Here is a 13,994-nt window from a genome sequence, read left to right as displayed (position 1 = left end):
GCGCGCGGCCCAAAACGCGATCGGGGAGGCGCTGGGCGCCTCCCCGATGTCTTCAGTCGACAGGTTTGGAATGTCGGGAACGCCGACCTCCTACTTGGCCAGGCCGGTCGGATACTTGACGCCCAGCTGGTCCAGATAGGTCTTGTACTTCTTGGAGTCGTAATAGAACGGCTCCATCTTCGGACGCATCTTGGACATGATGTCCTCGTTCAGCCAGATCGCCGGCTTGTCGTCCTTGGTCAGCACCGGATCGTACTTCGTGTCCTTCAGCTGCACGTTCTGGAAGTAATCCTTGGCGTCGGCGATGATCTTCGGCGTCGTGACCAGATCCAGCACGGTCATGGCCACCGCCTTGGCGCCGACCTCCGCGCCCTTGTGGGCGATCGGGGTGGCCATCGCCATGGCCGAGGTCACGTTGTGGCCGATCGCGCCGGGGATGTTGGAGGGGTAGCGGATGGTGATGGTCGGCACCGTCCACATCACGTCGCCGATGTCGTCCGAGCCGCCGCCCATCGACACGCCGCGGCTGTCGGGGGTGGACAGCGGGGCGACCTCGGTGGCCAGCGGCTGCAGCTTGAACTTCTGGGCCACCTGCACCGACTTGGCGAAGGCCTGGTCGTCCTCGCTCCACTTGGGCATGCCGACCGCCTGGATGTTGGCGTAGGCGGCCTCGGCCAGCGGCTTGTTGCTGTAGTTGGGGGCGGCGTAACCCAGCACGCGGTGCTCAACGGTGGTGCCGGTCGCCTTGGCCGCGGCCTCAGAGATGGTGTTGCCCAGCTCGTAGAGATTGCGGATCGAGTCGAAGCTGTTCTCGCGGAAATAGTACCAGACCGTCGCCACGCCGGGCACGATGTTGGGCTGGCCGCCGCCGTTGGTGATCACATAGTGCGAGCGCTGGGTCAGAGGCAGGTGCTCGCGGCGCATGTTCCAGGCCATGTCCATGACCTCGACGCCGTCCAGCGCCGACAGACCGTCCCAGGGCTGGCCGGCCGCGTGGGCGGTCTTGCCGTGGAAGGTGTACTCCACCGAGACCATGCCGTTGTTGCCGCCGGGGCCCCAGCCGGTCGAGAAGTCCTTGCTGACGTGGGCGAAGATCGAGGCGTCGACGCCGTTGAACATGCCCGCGCGGACATAGTAGGCCTTGGTCGCCAAGAGCTCCTCGGCGACGCCCGGCCACAGCATGATGCGGCCCGGGATCTTGTTCTTCTCCATGACGTCCTTGGCCGACAGGGCCGCGGCGATCATCATCGGCAAGCCCGAATTGTGACCCTCGCCATGACCCGGCGCGCCCTCGACCATCGGCTTGATCTCGGCCACGCCGGGGTACTGCGACAGGCCCAGCAGGTTGTCGATGTCGCTGCCCAGGGCGATCAGCGGGCCGCCCGCGCCCCAGGTCGCCGTCCAGGCCGTCGGGATGCCGGCCACGCCGCGCGTGATCTTGAAACCGTTCTTCTCGAGGATGCCGGTCAGGTATTCGGAGGTGCGGAACTCCTGGAAGCCGGGCTCGGCGTAGCTGAACACCTGGTCGATCATCTGCTGGATCAGCTTGGCGCGCGCATCGACGCCGGCGGCGGCGGCGGCCTTCATCTCCGGGGTCGCTTCGGCGTGAGCCGCGACGGCGGGCAGGCTGAGCGCCGAAGCCAGCAGCATCGCCGCCAGGGTCTTCGATTTCACGATCGTCTTCATTCCAGTCCCCACGGTTTTTGAACCCGACGGCCCCCTCGGCCGCCTGTCTGGCGATCTGCATCGCCAAGTCCCGAAAATGGCGACATAAGTGCGCCGTTTTCGGGCGTATAAATCACGTATGGCGACGATTATGTGCGCCGTGAATTAGGGTTGCAGAGACATTCTCCGCCGATAACCGAAGTTGCGTCGAAAATCGGCTGAAGGCGCGAAATGAGCAATCTGGATGCGATTCCGCCATCGCCCGGCGCCCAGGCGCCGCTTTGCTGATCGCGGGGCGGGCGGCGGCCTAGCGGCGCAGGGCCTTGCGCAGCGGCGCCAGCCACTTGAACTTGATATGGATCTTCAGCGCCAGCAGGCGGCGGTCGAACGCCAGGCGAACCTTGCGAACGGCGACGTCGGTCCCGTCGGCCAAGGCTTCCAGCCCCGCCGGCCAAGTCCTATGGCGCAGGGTCTCGGCGTCCAGCCCGCAGGCCGAGCACCGGATCGCGCAGGTTCCCGCCTGGACGGGAACGAGCCTGAACTCCGCCCCGCCGCACACCCGGCACACCGGCTCCGAAACGATCCCCATCGACATGCCCCCTTATCCGACGCGCCGGGCGGGCGCGTCGACATCAATCTCGACAGGCCGCCGATCCCAGCCTAGGGAAGAGGCCATCGGGCGAGTGCGGCCCGAGGTTGAGTGGGCGTGAGATGGCGACGACCCTGGACGTGACCCGGTCCTCGCTCACGTCGCTGCGCAGGGCCCTGGTCTCGGCCGAACCCTATTGCCGGGTGCTGCAGTTCCCCGGCGGCGAGGCGATTTCGCGCCGCCCGATGCTGTGGCCCGCCACCCTGGACCTGCCCGAGATCACCGAGCAGCACGACCCGGCGCGCCCGCCGCTGGTCACCCCCGAGGTCCATGTCCACGTGGTGCGCGACGTGCTGGTCGGCGGCTATGGCGGCCACCTGCTGAAGGACGGCCGCTACATCGTCAACGACGACAGCTACCCGCCCTATGTCGCCAAGTGGATCGACGCCGACATCTCCCGCACCCACTGGGTGGTCGAGCCCAAGACCATCACCGAGATCGTCGACCCGGCCTTCGTCATCACCCACTTCAACCCGATCTACGGCCACTGGCTGCTGGAGATCCTGCCCAAGCTGTTCTCGATCGCCGATCTCGCGCGCCAGGGCGTGGTCGCGCCGATCGTCGTGCCCTCGTGGATGCCGGACCTGGTCACCCAGACCATCGGCCTGATCGTCCCGCAATGCCCGATCCTGACCTATGACTGGATCGTCGAGGCCGTGCGCCTGCGCCGCGCCATCCTGCCGGGGATGATGCAGGCCGACTACGTCTTCAACGGCGCCTTCCACGCGGCCCTGGAGCGCTTCCTGGCCCCATACCGCGCCGATCCCGGCCCGCCGGCCATCTTCGTCAGCCGCACCGGCCTGGAGGGCAAGTTCCGCCAGCTCGACAACGCCCAGGCCCTCGACGAGGCCGCCGCCCGCCTGGGCCTGGCCGTCATCCGTCCCGAAGAGCTGCCCTGGACCGAGCAGGTCCGGCTCTTCGCCTCGGCCCGGCTGATCGTCGGAGAATTCGGCTCTGGCCTGCACAACGCCATCTTCGCCCCGCGCGGCGCCAAGGTGGTGTGCCTCAACGTCGTCACCGACGTGCAGAGCCGCATCGCCAACAGCTTCGGCCAGGACATCGGCATCCTCCTCGACCCCGACGGCGCCCCGCGAAAGTTCGAGAACAACTGGGAAGCCCCGCAGACCTACAGCATCGACCTGACGGCGTTCGAGGCGCGTGTGGGGCCGTTGGTGGGGGAGTTGGGGTGAAGAGCGAGCATGAAAACGCCCCCGCCAGCTTCCGCTGACGAGGGCGTCCATAATGCTCTGACCGGTTGGCGCTCAGCGTCGGTCGATCAATCCTCGTCCATCTTCAGCGCGGCGATGAAGGCTTCCTGCGGGATCTCGACCTTGCCGAACTGGCGCATGCGCTTCTTGCCGGCCTTTTGCTTGTCCAGCAGCTTGCGCTTACGCGAGGCGTCGCCACCGTAGCACTTGGCTGTGACGTCCTTGCGCAGGGCGCGCACGGTTTCGCGGGCGATGATCCGGCCGCCGATGGCCGCCTGGATGGGGATGACGAACATGTGCTGGGGGATGAGCTCCTTCATCTTCTCGCACATGCCCCGGCCGCGGCTCTCGGCGCGGTCGCGGTGGACCAGCATGGAGAGGGCGTCGACGGGCTCGGCGTTGACAAGGATCGACATCTTGACGAGGTCGCCGGGGCGGTAGTCCTCGACCTGGTAGTCGAAGCTGGCGTAGCCCTTCGAGATCGACTTCAGGCGATCGTAGAAGTCGAACACCACCTCGTTTAGCGGCAGGTCGTAGACCACCATGGCGCGGCTGCCGACATAGGAGAGCTCGCGCTGCATGCCGCGGCGGTCCTGGCACAGCTTGATCACGCCGCCGAGATATTCGTCGGGGGTGAAGATGGTGGCCTTGATCCAGGGCTCGCTGATGCTCTCGATCTGCATCACGTCGGGCAGGTCGGCGGGGTTGTGGAGCTCCATCTCCGTCCCGTCGCGCATGTGGATCTTGTAGACCACCGAGGGAGCGGTCGCGATCAGGTCGAGGTCGAACTCGCGGGACAGGCGTTCCTGGATGATCTCCAGGTGCAGGAGGCCCAGGAAGCCGCAGCGGAAGCCGAAGCCCAGCGCGGCGCTGCTTTCCATCTCGTAGGTGAAGCTGCCGTCGTTCAGACGCAGCTTGCCGACGGCGGCGCGCAGGTCCTCGAAGTCGGCGGCGTCGACCGGGAAGAGGCCGCAGAACACCACCGGCTGGACTTCCTTGAAGCCCGGCAGGGCCTGGGCGGTCTGCTTCTTTTCGTCGGTGATGGTGTCGCCGACGGCGGCGTCGGCCACTTCCTTGATCGAGGCGGTGAAGAAGCCGACCTCGCCAGGGCCCAGCTCGGCCACGTCGGTGGCCTTGGGCGTGAACACGCCGACCTTGTCGATGCGGTGGGTGGCGCCGGTCTGCATCATGCGGACCTGCTGGCCGGCCTTCAGCGTGCCGTCGAAGATCCGCACCAGCACGACCACGCCCAGATAGGCGTCGTACCAGGCGTCGACCAGCAGGGCCTTCAGCGGCGCGTCGCGCTCGCCCTTGGGGGCGGGCAGGCGGGTGACGATGGCTTCCAGCACCTCGTGGATGCCCAGGCCCGACTTGGCGCTGGCCAGGACGGCGTCGCTGGCGTCCAGGCCGATCAGGTCCTCGATCTGGGCGCGCACGCGCTCGGGCTCGGCAGCCGGCAGGTCGATCTTGTTGAGAACCGGGACGATCTCGTGGTTGTTGTCGATGGCCGAATAGACGTTGGCCAGGGTCTGGGCCTCCACGCCTTGCGAGGCGTCGACGACCAGGATCGAGCCTTCGCACGCGGCCAGCGAGCGCGAGACCTCATAGGCAAAGTCGACGTGGCCGGGGGTGTCCATCAGGTTGAGGACATAGTCCTCGCCATCGTCGGCCTTGTATTTCAGGCGCACGGTCTGCGCCTTGATGGTGATGCCGCGCTCCTTCTCGATGTCCATGTTGTCGAGCACCTGGGCGCTCATCTCGCGCGCGGTCAGGCCGCCCGTCTCCTGGATCAGGCGATCGGACAGGGTGCTCTTGCCGTGGTCAATGTGGGCCACGATGGAAAAATTACGGATCTTGTCGAGAGGCGTAGAAGTCATGCGCCCGCGTCTAGCACATTTGGCCCGGTTCGCGAGGGGGTGATGCGGCGGACGCCCGCCGGTTTCCTCATGCTTAACCAAACCTTAGCGCGACGCGCCCCAAACCGGTCCCAATGGGCTGCGACAGTGGCGCAACGATATCTCCGAAAGGCCAAACATGGACCGTCGCAAGCTGATCATCTCGGGCATGGCCGCCGCCGGCGCCGCGTCGGCGACGTCCAGCGCGTTCGGCCAGGAGCAGGGCGTCACCTCCAACGGCTCGACCACCCCGGCCTATGACACCGGCCGCGCCCAGACCTATTCGGCCGACGAGATGATCCGCGCCACGTCCGACTTTCTGGGCGTCACGGCCGAGAGCGCCGGCGCGGCGATCGAGAAGGTGTTCCGCGACAAGGGCCAGCCCACCGGCTACATCGCCGGCGAGGAGGGCTCGGGCGCCTTCGCCGTGGGCCTGCGCTATGGCCGGGGCCTGCTCTACATGAAGGGCCGCCCGACGCTGGAAGTGTTCTGGCAGGGCCCGTCGGTGGGCTGGGACTGGGGCGGCAACGCCAGCCGGGTCTTCACCCTTTGCTATAACCTGCAATATCCCGACGCCATCTTCCGCCGCTTCCCGGGCGTGGAGGGCAGCGCCTATCTGATCGGCGGCCTGGGCGTGAACTACCAGAAGGCCGACGACATCACCGTGGCCCCGATCCGCGCCGGCGTGGGCCTGCGCCTTGGGGCCAACATCGGCTACCTCGGCTACAGCCGCAAACGCCGGGTCATGCCGTTTTAGGACGGTCGCTTCCGCGAACCGCCTGCCAGGGGCCTTTGAAATCTAGGCGCCTACCCTGACAACATCCGTCATTCCGGGCCTTGTGCCCGGAACCCCTGGTTCAGCTTGCACGTGAAGCGCCAGCGAGTCGCCACGCGTCTCGCCCCTGTCGCACGTGCGGCGGACAGAGGGGTTCCGGGCACAAGGCCCGGAATGACGGGATTAATTGAAATACAGAGGCGTTGGCGCTGGCCTTCGCACTCGAACGTCCGGCCCGCTAGGCCGCCGCCGGCTCGGCGGGTTCCTCGGACTCCCGCCAGACGTGGACCGACTGCGCCACCATCATCGCCTCGCCGAAGATGGTGAGGAACGGGATGTCGGCCGCGTCGCGGCCCTGGCCGATGCGGACCAGGCCAGAGGGCGAGACCAGGCCCGTGGGGTCGGCCAGCCGCCACTTGCCGCCGACAAAGGCCTCGATCACGGCGTGGAAGTCCTGCGGCTCCAGGTCCAGCGCATAGGCGCTGACCAGGCGGGCCGGGATGTCGCTGGCCCGGCACAGGGCGGCCGCCAGATGGGCGTAGTCGCGGCAGACGCCCTTGCGGGTCATGTAGGCGTCGCTGGCGGTGGTGGTGGAGTCGCTGAACCCCGAGCGGTAGTCCAGATGGCCGCGCAGCCAGGCGATGATCGCCTCGACCCGGTCGCCGCCGGTCGTGCAGCCGAAGTCCTGCTCGGCCTTGGGCTCGAAGCGATCGGACTCCACGAAGCGGCTGGCGCGCAGGAACGGCAGGACGTCGATGGGCAGGGCCGCGATGGAGTGCTGGGCCGCGCCGGCCAGCACGTTGTCGCCGGGCGTCACGTCCACCGTCGCCAGATAGACGATGTTCAGCGGCCCCTGGTGGCGAAAGACGATCCGCCGCTCGCCGGTCGCCGCGTCGTCCAGTCGGGTCCAGGGGATGGGCGGATCGAATTCGAGGGTCTCCTCGATCACGGTCTGGTTGGGGCCGCGCGCCGCCTCGATGTGCAGCAGGGCTTCGGCGTCGCGGGGAAAGTCGTAGTTCAGCCGTGCATCGACATGCAGACGCATGGCCGCTCCTGTTGAAACCCGCCACCGCAACGGCTCGGCGAAGCCTTGGTTCAGCCCCGCGGGCGATTTCGTTCAGTGCGGGGCCACTTTGCTGTTCAGCCAGTCCATCACCGCCAGCAGAACGCCCGACACCACGAACGACAGGTGCACCACCACCAGCCACAGCAGGCGCGGCTCGTCGAGCGGCGTGCCCGGTTCGCTGAGCGTCAGGAAGGCCTTCAGCAGGGCGATGGCCGAGATCGCCACGATGGAGGCGATCAGCTTCATCTTCAGGCCCGAGAAGTCGACCGTGCCCATCCATTCGGGACGGTCCTCATGGGCGGCGGTGTCGATCTTGGAGACGAAGTTCTCGTAGCCGGACAGGGTGACGATCACCAAGAGGTTGGCGGCCAGCGACAGGTCGATCAACGACAGCGCCATCAGGATGGCGTCCTCGGGCTTCATCGACAGCAGGTGCGAGAGTTCGTGGAACAGCTCCTGGAAGAACACCACCATCAGCGCGGCCAGGGCGATCACCAGGCCGACATAGAACGGCGCCATCAGCCAGCGCGAGGCGAAGAGGCCGCGTTCCAGCAGGGTTTCCAGGCGGGGCTTGATCATCGGCGGGCGAATCCTTGCGGCGGTCAGCCGTCGTATTCCACCACATAGCGCACGGTCTCGCGACCGTTGGACGACAGCGGGATGCGCCAGGCGATGGCGCCGTCGCGAAGATCGTGGCGGTGCGGTTCGCGGATCACCTTCAGACCCTGCCGGCCTTGCGGATGACGCAGCTCGACGACGATCGGCGCGCTCTTGGCGTTGGCCAGGTCGACCTCGTAGGTGCGCCGGACACGGCCCTTGCCGGCCTTTTCCTCGGCGACGAGGCGGGGCGTGACCCAGACGTCCATGGCCTGGCCGATCGCCAGGTCGAAGGGCTGGCCGACAGGAACGTCGCGCATCGCCTGCTCGCCGGCGAAGGCGGGGCGGCCGTCGGCCACCTCCATCACCGCCAGGGCGCCGGAGGGCAGGGGCTTGCCCAGGCCCTGGTCCTCCCTGTTCTCCAGCCGCAGCAGCACGGTGGCCGCCGGGATGTCGCCGCCGTCGTCGTAGTCGCTCCAGGGATCGATCGTGAACAGGTAGAGGCGCTGAAAGGCCACGTCCTTCTGGTCGAGGAACGCCACCTGCTTGGTCTGGCGCGCGGCGACGGTGACGGGCTCGGGCAGAGTGTAGAGCTTGTAGTCGCCCAGCTCCGACTGCTCGGCCATCTTGGCGCGGCTGGCGGTCACGGCGATCTCCTCGACGCCGCCCCGGGCCATCATCATCGGCGCGGCCATGGCCATCGGGGGCGGCGGCGGCGCGGGAGGCGGCGGCGGAGGACGCCCGTGGGTCGTGGTGTCCATCGGCCAGCAGGCGCGCTGGATCGGCTTGGTCTCCGCTTGCGGGATATTGATCTCGACCCGCGACAGCTTGCCGGCCACGGCCTGGGTCGGGGCGTCGACGAAGCTGGTCGCGCCGCTGTTGACCAGGGTCAGCCAGCCGGTGAGGTCCAGGGTCTTCCCGTCGGGGCGGATGCGGGCGACATAGTCGGCCTGCCAGTTCACGCCGATGGCGAGATACGACAGGGTCAGCTTGGCGGTGGTGGCCACGGGCACGTCGACGATGGTCGAGAGGGCCGGTTTGTCCGAAAGCCCGTCGGGCACGTGATCGAACACCAGTCGCTCGGCGCCCCCGGAGCAACCCAGGGCCTCGACGCCGGTCGCGGTCTGCAGGACGACGCCGTCGGGCCCCTGGCGGACGATGGCGTGCTCGGCGGTCTGGCGGCCCGTTTTGGCGTTGGTGCGGACAATGCCGACCGACTGGTTCAGCGACCGCTCCAGCAGGGTTCCAGGGCTGAGCAGGGCGTAGTCGTAATTGCGCTCGACCATGCCGCCGGGCAGTCCTTCGACCGCCGCGCTCTGCGGGATCAGGCCGTCGGCGACCGCGTCGAAGCGAAGCGTGTGGCGGCCTGCGGGCAGGGTGACGGTCCGGGTCTCGGTGACCAGGATCAGGCCCTTCCTCAGGGCCTGTTCGCGCTGCCAAGGCTGCAGGGTCTGGAAGGCGCGGGAGTCGCCGCGGTACAGCGTCACCGCCGTGGTGTCGGCTTTCGGCGAGGCGATGGTGTCGGCCAGGGCGGGGGTGGCGAGCAGGAGCAGAGCGAGCGCGGCCGCTATCTCCTCCCCCGTGAAACGGGGGAGGGCGCGCGGCCACTGCACGGCGCCACCTCCGTCACGCCGCGTAGTCGCGGCGTGCCACCTCCCCCGTTTCACGGGTGAGGAGAAGCTCCTCACCAGCCGTTCTCGACCGTGAAAGTTAGCACCGTCTCGCCGTTGGCTGGCACGGGCACGCTCCAGCCCAGGGTCCGCGCGTCGATCCGGCGGCTCTTGAGGCTTTCGGCCTTGACCTCGCCGTCGCGCCACAGGCCGCCCTGGCGCAGCTCCACCGTCACCGCCTCGGGCCGGGCGTTGCGCAGCACGTAGCGCATGGCGTAGCGCGAGCGGGTCTTGGACACCTTCTCCTGGCTGACCAGCACGGCCTGGCTGGTGACGTCGAAGGCGTCGCCGGTCTTGATCGACAGTTCCGACCCGGCGGGCGTGTGGTCGATGGCGTTCTCGCCGACGAATTTGGGATCGCCAGCCTGATCGCGCATGTAGACGCGCATCGTGCCGGCCGGCAGCTGGCTGCCCAGACCCGCCAGCTTGGCGTTGCTGAACTGCAGGGCGACGCTGGCCGAGACCGGGTTCTGGTCGGTGCTGAAGCCGCCCTCGCGAACCTCGTAGACCTTCCTGGCGGCCACGCCCTGGGCGCTGAGGAAACCGACCTGCTTGTTCTGATTGGCCGCGATCGTGGTGCGCTGGGGCAGGGGATAGACGTAGTAGTCGGCCAGGCGCTCGGCGTCGCCGCTCTCGGTCCCGGCCGCCTGCATCGACCGGTTGGGCCGCCGATAGCCGCCGTTGTTCAGTTGGTTGACCTCGCCGGCCACAAGCTGGGTGCGGGCGCTCTCGAAGGCCGTGCCGGAATTGTTGGTCAGGGTGATCCAGCCCTGCAGGTCCAGCGTCCCCTTCTTCTCGTCGAATAGGGCGACGTAGTCGGCCTTCCAGCCCAGGCCCGAGGTCAGGTAGCTGAGCTTGGCGGGGCGCGGGCCGGCGCGGTCGGCGTCGATGGTGACCGACAGGGTCGGGCGGGCGCGCAGGGTCTCGGGCACCTTGTCGAAGATCACGCGGGTGGGCGCGCCGTCGTCGCGCAGCACCTCGATGCGGTCGCCGATCTTCAGCACTACGCCTTCGTTGGCGGCCAGCACCGTGGCGGTCTCGATGGTCTCCTTGCCGTCGCCCGGATTGGTGCGGACGATCTTCACCTGCTGGCCGACCGCCTTCTCCATCAGCTTGTCGGGCGTCAGCAGGTCGTAGTCGAAGTTCTGCTCAATGATGGTCACGCCCGAGGCCGACAGACTGACCGTCTCGGGACGGATGGTGGCCGAGACGTCCTTGAACTCCAGCCGCTGGCGGCCGGCCTTCAGGTCCAGGTCGCGGGCGTCCTCGACCAAGGCGAGGTCGGAATTGTAGATGGTCACCGACAGGTCGGGCGTGGACGGGGCGGCGTGTGCGGAGCCTGCAGCCAGCACAAGCGCGGCGGTCGCCAAAAGCGCGCGACGGTTCATCGACGTCCTCCCATTTTACAGATTTAAAACTACATGGGATTGGGGCGGAGTCGAGGCGCGTCCGTCAGTAGGGTTCGTGCCGCTCGGCGGTCAGTCGGCCGCGCCAGCGCACCTGATAGACTTGGCCCTGGGCGGCCAGCAGGCTGGCATAGCCTTCTTCGCCCGCGCGGCCGTTGCGCACGGCCATCCGGCTCCAGGCGCCGCACGCCCGCACCCGCGCGCGGTTGCCGGCGCTGACGTACTTCTGCCCGCAGACCACGCCGTCGGAGGTCCCGGTCGAGACCGTCACGGCCTGGCGCGTGCGGTTGTCGACCAGCACATAGCCGCCATTGCCGCGGATGGCCGCCACGCGCTTGGGCGGCGTCGTGGCCACGGCCACGGCCAGCACCACCAGCGCCGCGCCGATCGACACGCCCAGCGTCACCCGCCGATCCAGGGTGTCGGGATGGGGCGAAGCGGGGGGCGGCGGAGCCGTCACGGACAGACGTCCAGGGCCCAGCGCGACGGGTTCTCGAACCGGCGGATCGCATAGCATCGCAGCAGGCCGATCTGCGCGGGCTTGAGGTCGGCCGGATTGCCGTCGATCCGCACGGAAGCCCGCTTCAGGCACATGTCGTGCGACGCCGACTTGCCCGGCGGAATGGTCAAGGTTTTGTCCCGACAGAACACGTTGTTGTAGGCCAGCCGCAGCGTCTGGGCCTGCGGCGACGGGTTCATGATCGCGACCGTGACCTTGTTCGATAGCTGCGGCGGCGGCGGAACCCAGGGGCGGCTTCCTGGCGCAGCCGCCGCTACGACACGGCTGGAGGCGGCTAGGGCCTCCCAAAATCGGCGCAGCCGGCCGTCGTCAGCCTTCAATTCCGCCAACTCGTCCGCCGAGACCATCGGAGCCAGCGTATTGAGGATGCTCTGTCGGTCCTCGGCCGACAGCGGCGGCGGAGCGGGAGAAACGGGTGGAGCGGGGAAATCTGTAGGTGGCGCCGCATAGTAGGGAGGTGCAGTGGGTGACGCCGGAGGTGGTGTTTGCGCGGCCGCTTGCCGGCCGTGGCCGACGGCCGGGACGATCCAGGCCAGGCCCGCCAGGAGCAGGACCGCCTCAGCTCTTCTGGACAGGGTCGGCATCGGTCCCTCCCGTCGATGGCGGTTGCGGTTCGGGGCTCTTGTCGGCTTCCTTGGCTCCGGCCTTGCCTAGCAGGTAGCCGATGATGGTGCCGAACAGGCCGAAGGCCGGGGCCACCTGCTGACTGCTGTAGCCCGAGACCAGCAGGGCGACCGAGGCGACCACGACCAGGGTGATGGCGCAGTTGCGGGCGATCTCGTCGGCCGTGACGTCCTTGATCCGGCGCATCGCCGACAGCTGCAGCAGGATCACGCCCAGGCCGAAGGCGATGAACAGCGCCGTCAGGTAGAAGGAATAGGTGTCGAGCGGATTGTAGGGCGCCAAGTCCTCGGCCGCCGCTTGGCTGGCCGGTTCGGCGGTCGAGGGCGTGCTGGCCGCCTCGCTCTCGGACGCCGGCGGCGCGGCCGTCTCGGCGACTGATGCGGGCGCAGCGTCCTGCGCGACCACTGGCGTCGCGGCGACTGACAGCGTCGCGCACAGACTGACGATGGCAAGCTTACGCAACAGAGTGATCATACGCGCCCCCGCCCAACCGTACGCGCCCAATACACCTTATGCGAAACTAAGCTGTCACCTTGCTTTGAGGTTGTCGAGTCCCAAGCTTGACGGGATCAGCCGCCCCAGACCTGCTTGAGCCGCGCATCGCGGCCGCAGCCGGTGCGGTAGGCGAAGTAGTTCAGCTTGTTCCGCTTGGCGTAGTCGCGATGATATTCCTCGGCCGGCCAGAAGGTCTTCAGGTCGAGGATCTGGGTGACCATCTTGCCGCTCTTCAGGCGCTTGGCGGCCTCGGCGCGGGATTTCTCGGCGATGGCGCGTTGCTCGGGGCCGTTGACGAAGACGGCGGGGCGATAGGACGGGCCGCGATCGCAGAACTGGCCGCCGTCGTCGGTGGGGTCGACCAGCTTCCAGTAGCGATAGAGCAGGAAGCCGTAGTCCAGCTTGGAGGTGTCGTAGGTGACGCGCACCGACTCGTAGTGGCCGCTGGTCTCGCTGGTGACGTCGCGATAGCTGGGGTTGTTGACGTGGCCGCCGGTGTAGCCGCTCTCGACCTTGATCACGCCGGGCACGCCCTGCATGTCGTGCTCCATGCACCAGAAGCATCCGCCGGCGAACACGGCGGTGGCGGTCTTGGCGGCGGGTTTGGCGGCCAGGGCGGGCAGGCCGGCCAGCGTGACGACGGTGACGATAAGAGCAAGCAGGCGGCGCATCGAACGGGATCCTCGGACGGCCCTGAAGGCGGGCTCATCTCAGATACGTACGAGACCGCGCTTTGGTTACGCCCGCCAGCCGAAACCGACGCCGCGCACCGACGGACAAGCGGCGAGCCGCGAGGCCAGGGCTTCGGCGCGCTGGTCGCCCTGGTCCTCGATCTCCATGCGAATGGCCAGGGTCTGGCCGTCGGGGGCGGCGGTCAGGGCGCGCAGGCGGGTCTGCTGCACGCTGGCCACGCCGAGAACGCGCATCAGCGCGTCCGGCGTGTCCTCGGCGGTGACGAGAAACAGTCTTCGTTTGTCCTCGTCCGGTTTGGGGACGGTCACGGGCGCACCCACTGATGCTCGACGCTGGCCGAGCTGACGCCGGGCCAGGCGGCCAGGTCGCGGGCGAGGAGGCGGGCGGCCTGGTCGCCCAGGTGGCGAACGCGCAAGCTGGCCTCGACGATCTGGCCCACGGGCTTGAGGGTCAGGTTGCACAGTTCGGCGCCGCTGTCGGCCAGGCCCTGGCGAACGGCGTCCAGCGCGCTGTGGGCGTCGTCGGCGGCCAGCAGCAGCTGGTGAACGGTGACGCCGTCGGCGTCGCTGTGGAAGGCGGGTGGTGAAGGCAGGTAGCTCATTGGTCTCTTGTCCCCCGTTGGGTGGTGAAGGACCGACGAAACGCGCAACAAAAAACCCCGCTCCTTTCGGAAGCGGGGCTTTTGGAGATCTTGCGATCCGTCGGCTGCGTTTCGGTTATATCGCGCGCCG

Annotated in this window: 15 protein-coding genes; 2 read left to right on the top strand and 13 right to left on the bottom strand. The window is 68.0% G+C overall.

What is annotated here, in order from left to right; genetic code table 11:
- Nucleotides 1-90: 90 nt before the first annotated feature.
- A complete protein-coding gene (locus AC1RUS_RS16495; RefSeq protein ID WP_492917673.1) occupies nucleotides 91-1,686 on the bottom strand; it encodes an amidohydrolase in 1,596 nt (531 codons plus the stop codon).
- Nucleotides 1,687-1,972: 286 nt separating this feature from the next.
- Nucleotides 1,973-2,260 carry a hypothetical protein gene (locus tag AC1RUS_RS16490; RefSeq protein WP_492917672.1) on the bottom strand — a complete coding sequence of 96 codons (288 nt, stop codon included), beginning with the start codon at nucleotides 2,258-2,260 and terminating at the stop codon, nucleotides 1,973-1,975.
- A gap of 116 nt (nucleotides 2,261-2,376) precedes the next feature.
- On the opposite strand from AC1RUS_RS16490, the gene AC1RUS_RS16485 reads away from it, so the two are divergent.
- A complete protein-coding gene (locus AC1RUS_RS16485; RefSeq protein WP_492917671.1) occupies nucleotides 2,377-3,504 on the top strand; it encodes a glycosyltransferase family 61 protein in 1,128 nt (375 codons plus the stop codon).
- Nucleotides 3,505-3,590: 86 nt separating this feature from the next.
- On the opposite strand, the gene lepA is transcribed toward AC1RUS_RS16485, so the two are convergent.
- Entirely contained in the window at nucleotides 3,591-5,399 is a 1,809-nt protein-coding gene (gene lepA / locus AC1RUS_RS16480; RefSeq protein ID WP_492917670.1) for a translation elongation factor 4, read from the bottom strand.
- Nucleotides 5,400-5,556: 157 nt separating this feature from the next.
- Between lepA and AC1RUS_RS16475 the strand changes: the two genes are divergently transcribed.
- Nucleotides 5,557-6,174: a DUF1134 domain-containing protein gene (locus AC1RUS_RS16475; RefSeq protein ID WP_492917669.1), complete on the top strand. Its 618-nt coding sequence runs from the start codon at nucleotides 5,557-5,559 to the stop codon at nucleotides 6,172-6,174.
- A gap of 256 nt (nucleotides 6,175-6,430) precedes the next feature.
- Here the strand turns inward: AC1RUS_RS16475 and AC1RUS_RS16470 are convergent, their stop codons facing one another.
- From AC1RUS_RS16470 to AC1RUS_RS16425, 10 genes are all read right to left on the bottom strand, one after another.
- Nucleotides 6,431-7,237: a transglutaminase-like domain-containing protein gene (locus tag AC1RUS_RS16470; RefSeq protein WP_492917668.1), complete on the bottom strand. Its 807-nt coding sequence runs from the start codon at nucleotides 7,235-7,237 to the stop codon at nucleotides 6,431-6,433.
- 72 nt (nucleotides 7,238-7,309) lie between these two features.
- Nucleotides 7,310-7,837: a TIGR00645 family protein gene (locus AC1RUS_RS16465; RefSeq protein WP_492917667.1), complete on the bottom strand. Its 528-nt coding sequence runs from the start codon at nucleotides 7,835-7,837 to the stop codon at nucleotides 7,310-7,312.
- Nucleotides 7,838-7,860: 23 nt separating this feature from the next.
- Nucleotides 7,861-9,468, bottom strand: coding sequence for a DUF4139 domain-containing protein (locus tag AC1RUS_RS16460; RefSeq protein WP_492917666.1), 1,608 nt, complete (start codon nucleotides 9,466-9,468; stop codon nucleotides 7,861-7,863).
- 71 nt (nucleotides 9,469-9,539) lie between these two features.
- The gene (locus tag AC1RUS_RS16455; protein ID WP_492917665.1) at nucleotides 9,540-10,913 is read right to left on the bottom strand and encodes a DUF4139 domain-containing protein; all 1,374 of its coding nucleotides are present in this window, start codon (nucleotides 10,911-10,913) and stop codon (nucleotides 9,540-9,542) included.
- Nucleotides 10,914-10,977: 64 nt separating this feature from the next.
- Nucleotides 10,978-11,391: a hypothetical protein gene (locus AC1RUS_RS16450; protein WP_492917664.1), complete on the bottom strand. Its 414-nt coding sequence runs from the start codon at nucleotides 11,389-11,391 to the stop codon at nucleotides 10,978-10,980.
- Nucleotides 11,388-12,035: a hypothetical protein gene (locus AC1RUS_RS16445; RefSeq protein ID WP_492917663.1), complete on the bottom strand. Its 648-nt coding sequence runs from the start codon at nucleotides 12,033-12,035 to the stop codon at nucleotides 11,388-11,390. The genes AC1RUS_RS16450 and AC1RUS_RS16445 overlap by 4 nt, the downstream gene beginning before the upstream one ends.
- Nucleotides 12,010-12,537, bottom strand: a complete 528-nt coding sequence (locus tag AC1RUS_RS16440) for a hypothetical protein (RefSeq protein ID WP_492917662.1) — start codon at nucleotides 12,535-12,537, stop codon at nucleotides 12,010-12,012. The genes AC1RUS_RS16445 and AC1RUS_RS16440 overlap by 26 nt, the downstream gene beginning before the upstream one ends.
- Nucleotides 12,538-12,644: 107 nt before the next feature.
- Entirely contained in the window at nucleotides 12,645-13,241 is a 597-nt protein-coding gene (gene msrA, locus AC1RUS_RS16435; RefSeq protein WP_492917661.1) for a peptide-methionine (S)-S-oxide reductase MsrA, read from the bottom strand.
- Between the two features lie 66 nt (nucleotides 13,242-13,307).
- The gene (locus AC1RUS_RS16430) at nucleotides 13,308-13,571 is read right to left on the bottom strand and encodes a hypothetical protein (RefSeq protein WP_492917660.1); all 264 of its coding nucleotides are present in this window, start codon (nucleotides 13,569-13,571) and stop codon (nucleotides 13,308-13,310) included.
- On the bottom strand, nucleotides 13,568-13,864 hold the full coding sequence (locus AC1RUS_RS16425; RefSeq protein WP_492917659.1) for a hypothetical protein: 297 nt from the start codon (nucleotides 13,862-13,864) through the stop codon (nucleotides 13,568-13,570). The genes AC1RUS_RS16430 and AC1RUS_RS16425 overlap by 4 nt, the downstream gene beginning before the upstream one ends.
- Nucleotides 13,865-13,994 lie beyond the last annotated feature (130 nt).

The organism is Caulobacter sp. GW821-FHT10F06 (assembly GCF_058809215.1).
Note: the sequence above shows the minus strand (reverse complement) of the source record. Positions and strands in the feature narration are given on the sequence as shown.

What these genes read in the sequence shown, in the direction of transcription:
- AC1RUS_RS16470 (WP_492917668.1), bottom strand. Translation starts at nt 7,237, where the DNA reads ATGCGTCTGCATGTCGATGCACGGCTGAACTACGACTTTCCCCGCGAC.
- AC1RUS_RS16455 (WP_492917665.1), bottom strand. Translation starts at nt 10,913, where the DNA reads ATGAACCGTCGCGCGCTTTTGGCGACCGCCGCGCTTGTGCTGGCTGCA.
- AC1RUS_RS16475 (WP_492917669.1), top strand. Translation starts at nt 5,557, where the DNA reads ATGGACCGTCGCAAGCTGATCATCTCGGGCATGGCCGCCGCCGGCGCC.
- msrA (WP_492917661.1), bottom strand. Translation starts at nt 13,241, where the DNA reads ATGCGCCGCCTGCTTGCTCTTATCGTCACCGTCGTCACGCTGGCCGGC.
- lepA (WP_492917670.1), bottom strand. Translation starts at nt 5,399, where the DNA reads ATGACTTCTACGCCTCTCGACAAGATCCGTAATTTTTCCATCGTGGCC.
- AC1RUS_RS16495 (WP_492917673.1), bottom strand. Translation starts at nt 1,686, where the DNA reads ATGAAGACGATCGTGAAATCGAAGACCCTGGCGGCGATGCTGCTGGCT.
- AC1RUS_RS16465 (WP_492917667.1), bottom strand. Translation starts at nt 7,837, where the DNA reads ATGATCAAGCCCCGCCTGGAAACCCTGCTGGAACGCGGCCTCTTCGCC.
- AC1RUS_RS16445 (WP_492917663.1), bottom strand. Translation starts at nt 12,035, where the DNA reads ATGCCGACCCTGTCCAGAAGAGCTGAGGCGGTCCTGCTCCTGGCGGGC.
- AC1RUS_RS16490 (WP_492917672.1), bottom strand. Translation starts at nt 2,260, where the DNA reads ATGTCGATGGGGATCGTTTCGGAGCCGGTGTGCCGGGTGTGCGGCGGG.
- AC1RUS_RS16425 (WP_492917659.1), bottom strand. Translation starts at nt 13,864, where the DNA reads ATGAGCTACCTGCCTTCACCACCCGCCTTCCACAGCGACGCCGACGGC.
- AC1RUS_RS16485 (WP_492917671.1), top strand. Translation starts at nt 2,377, where the DNA reads ATGGCGACGACCCTGGACGTGACCCGGTCCTCGCTCACGTCGCTGCGC.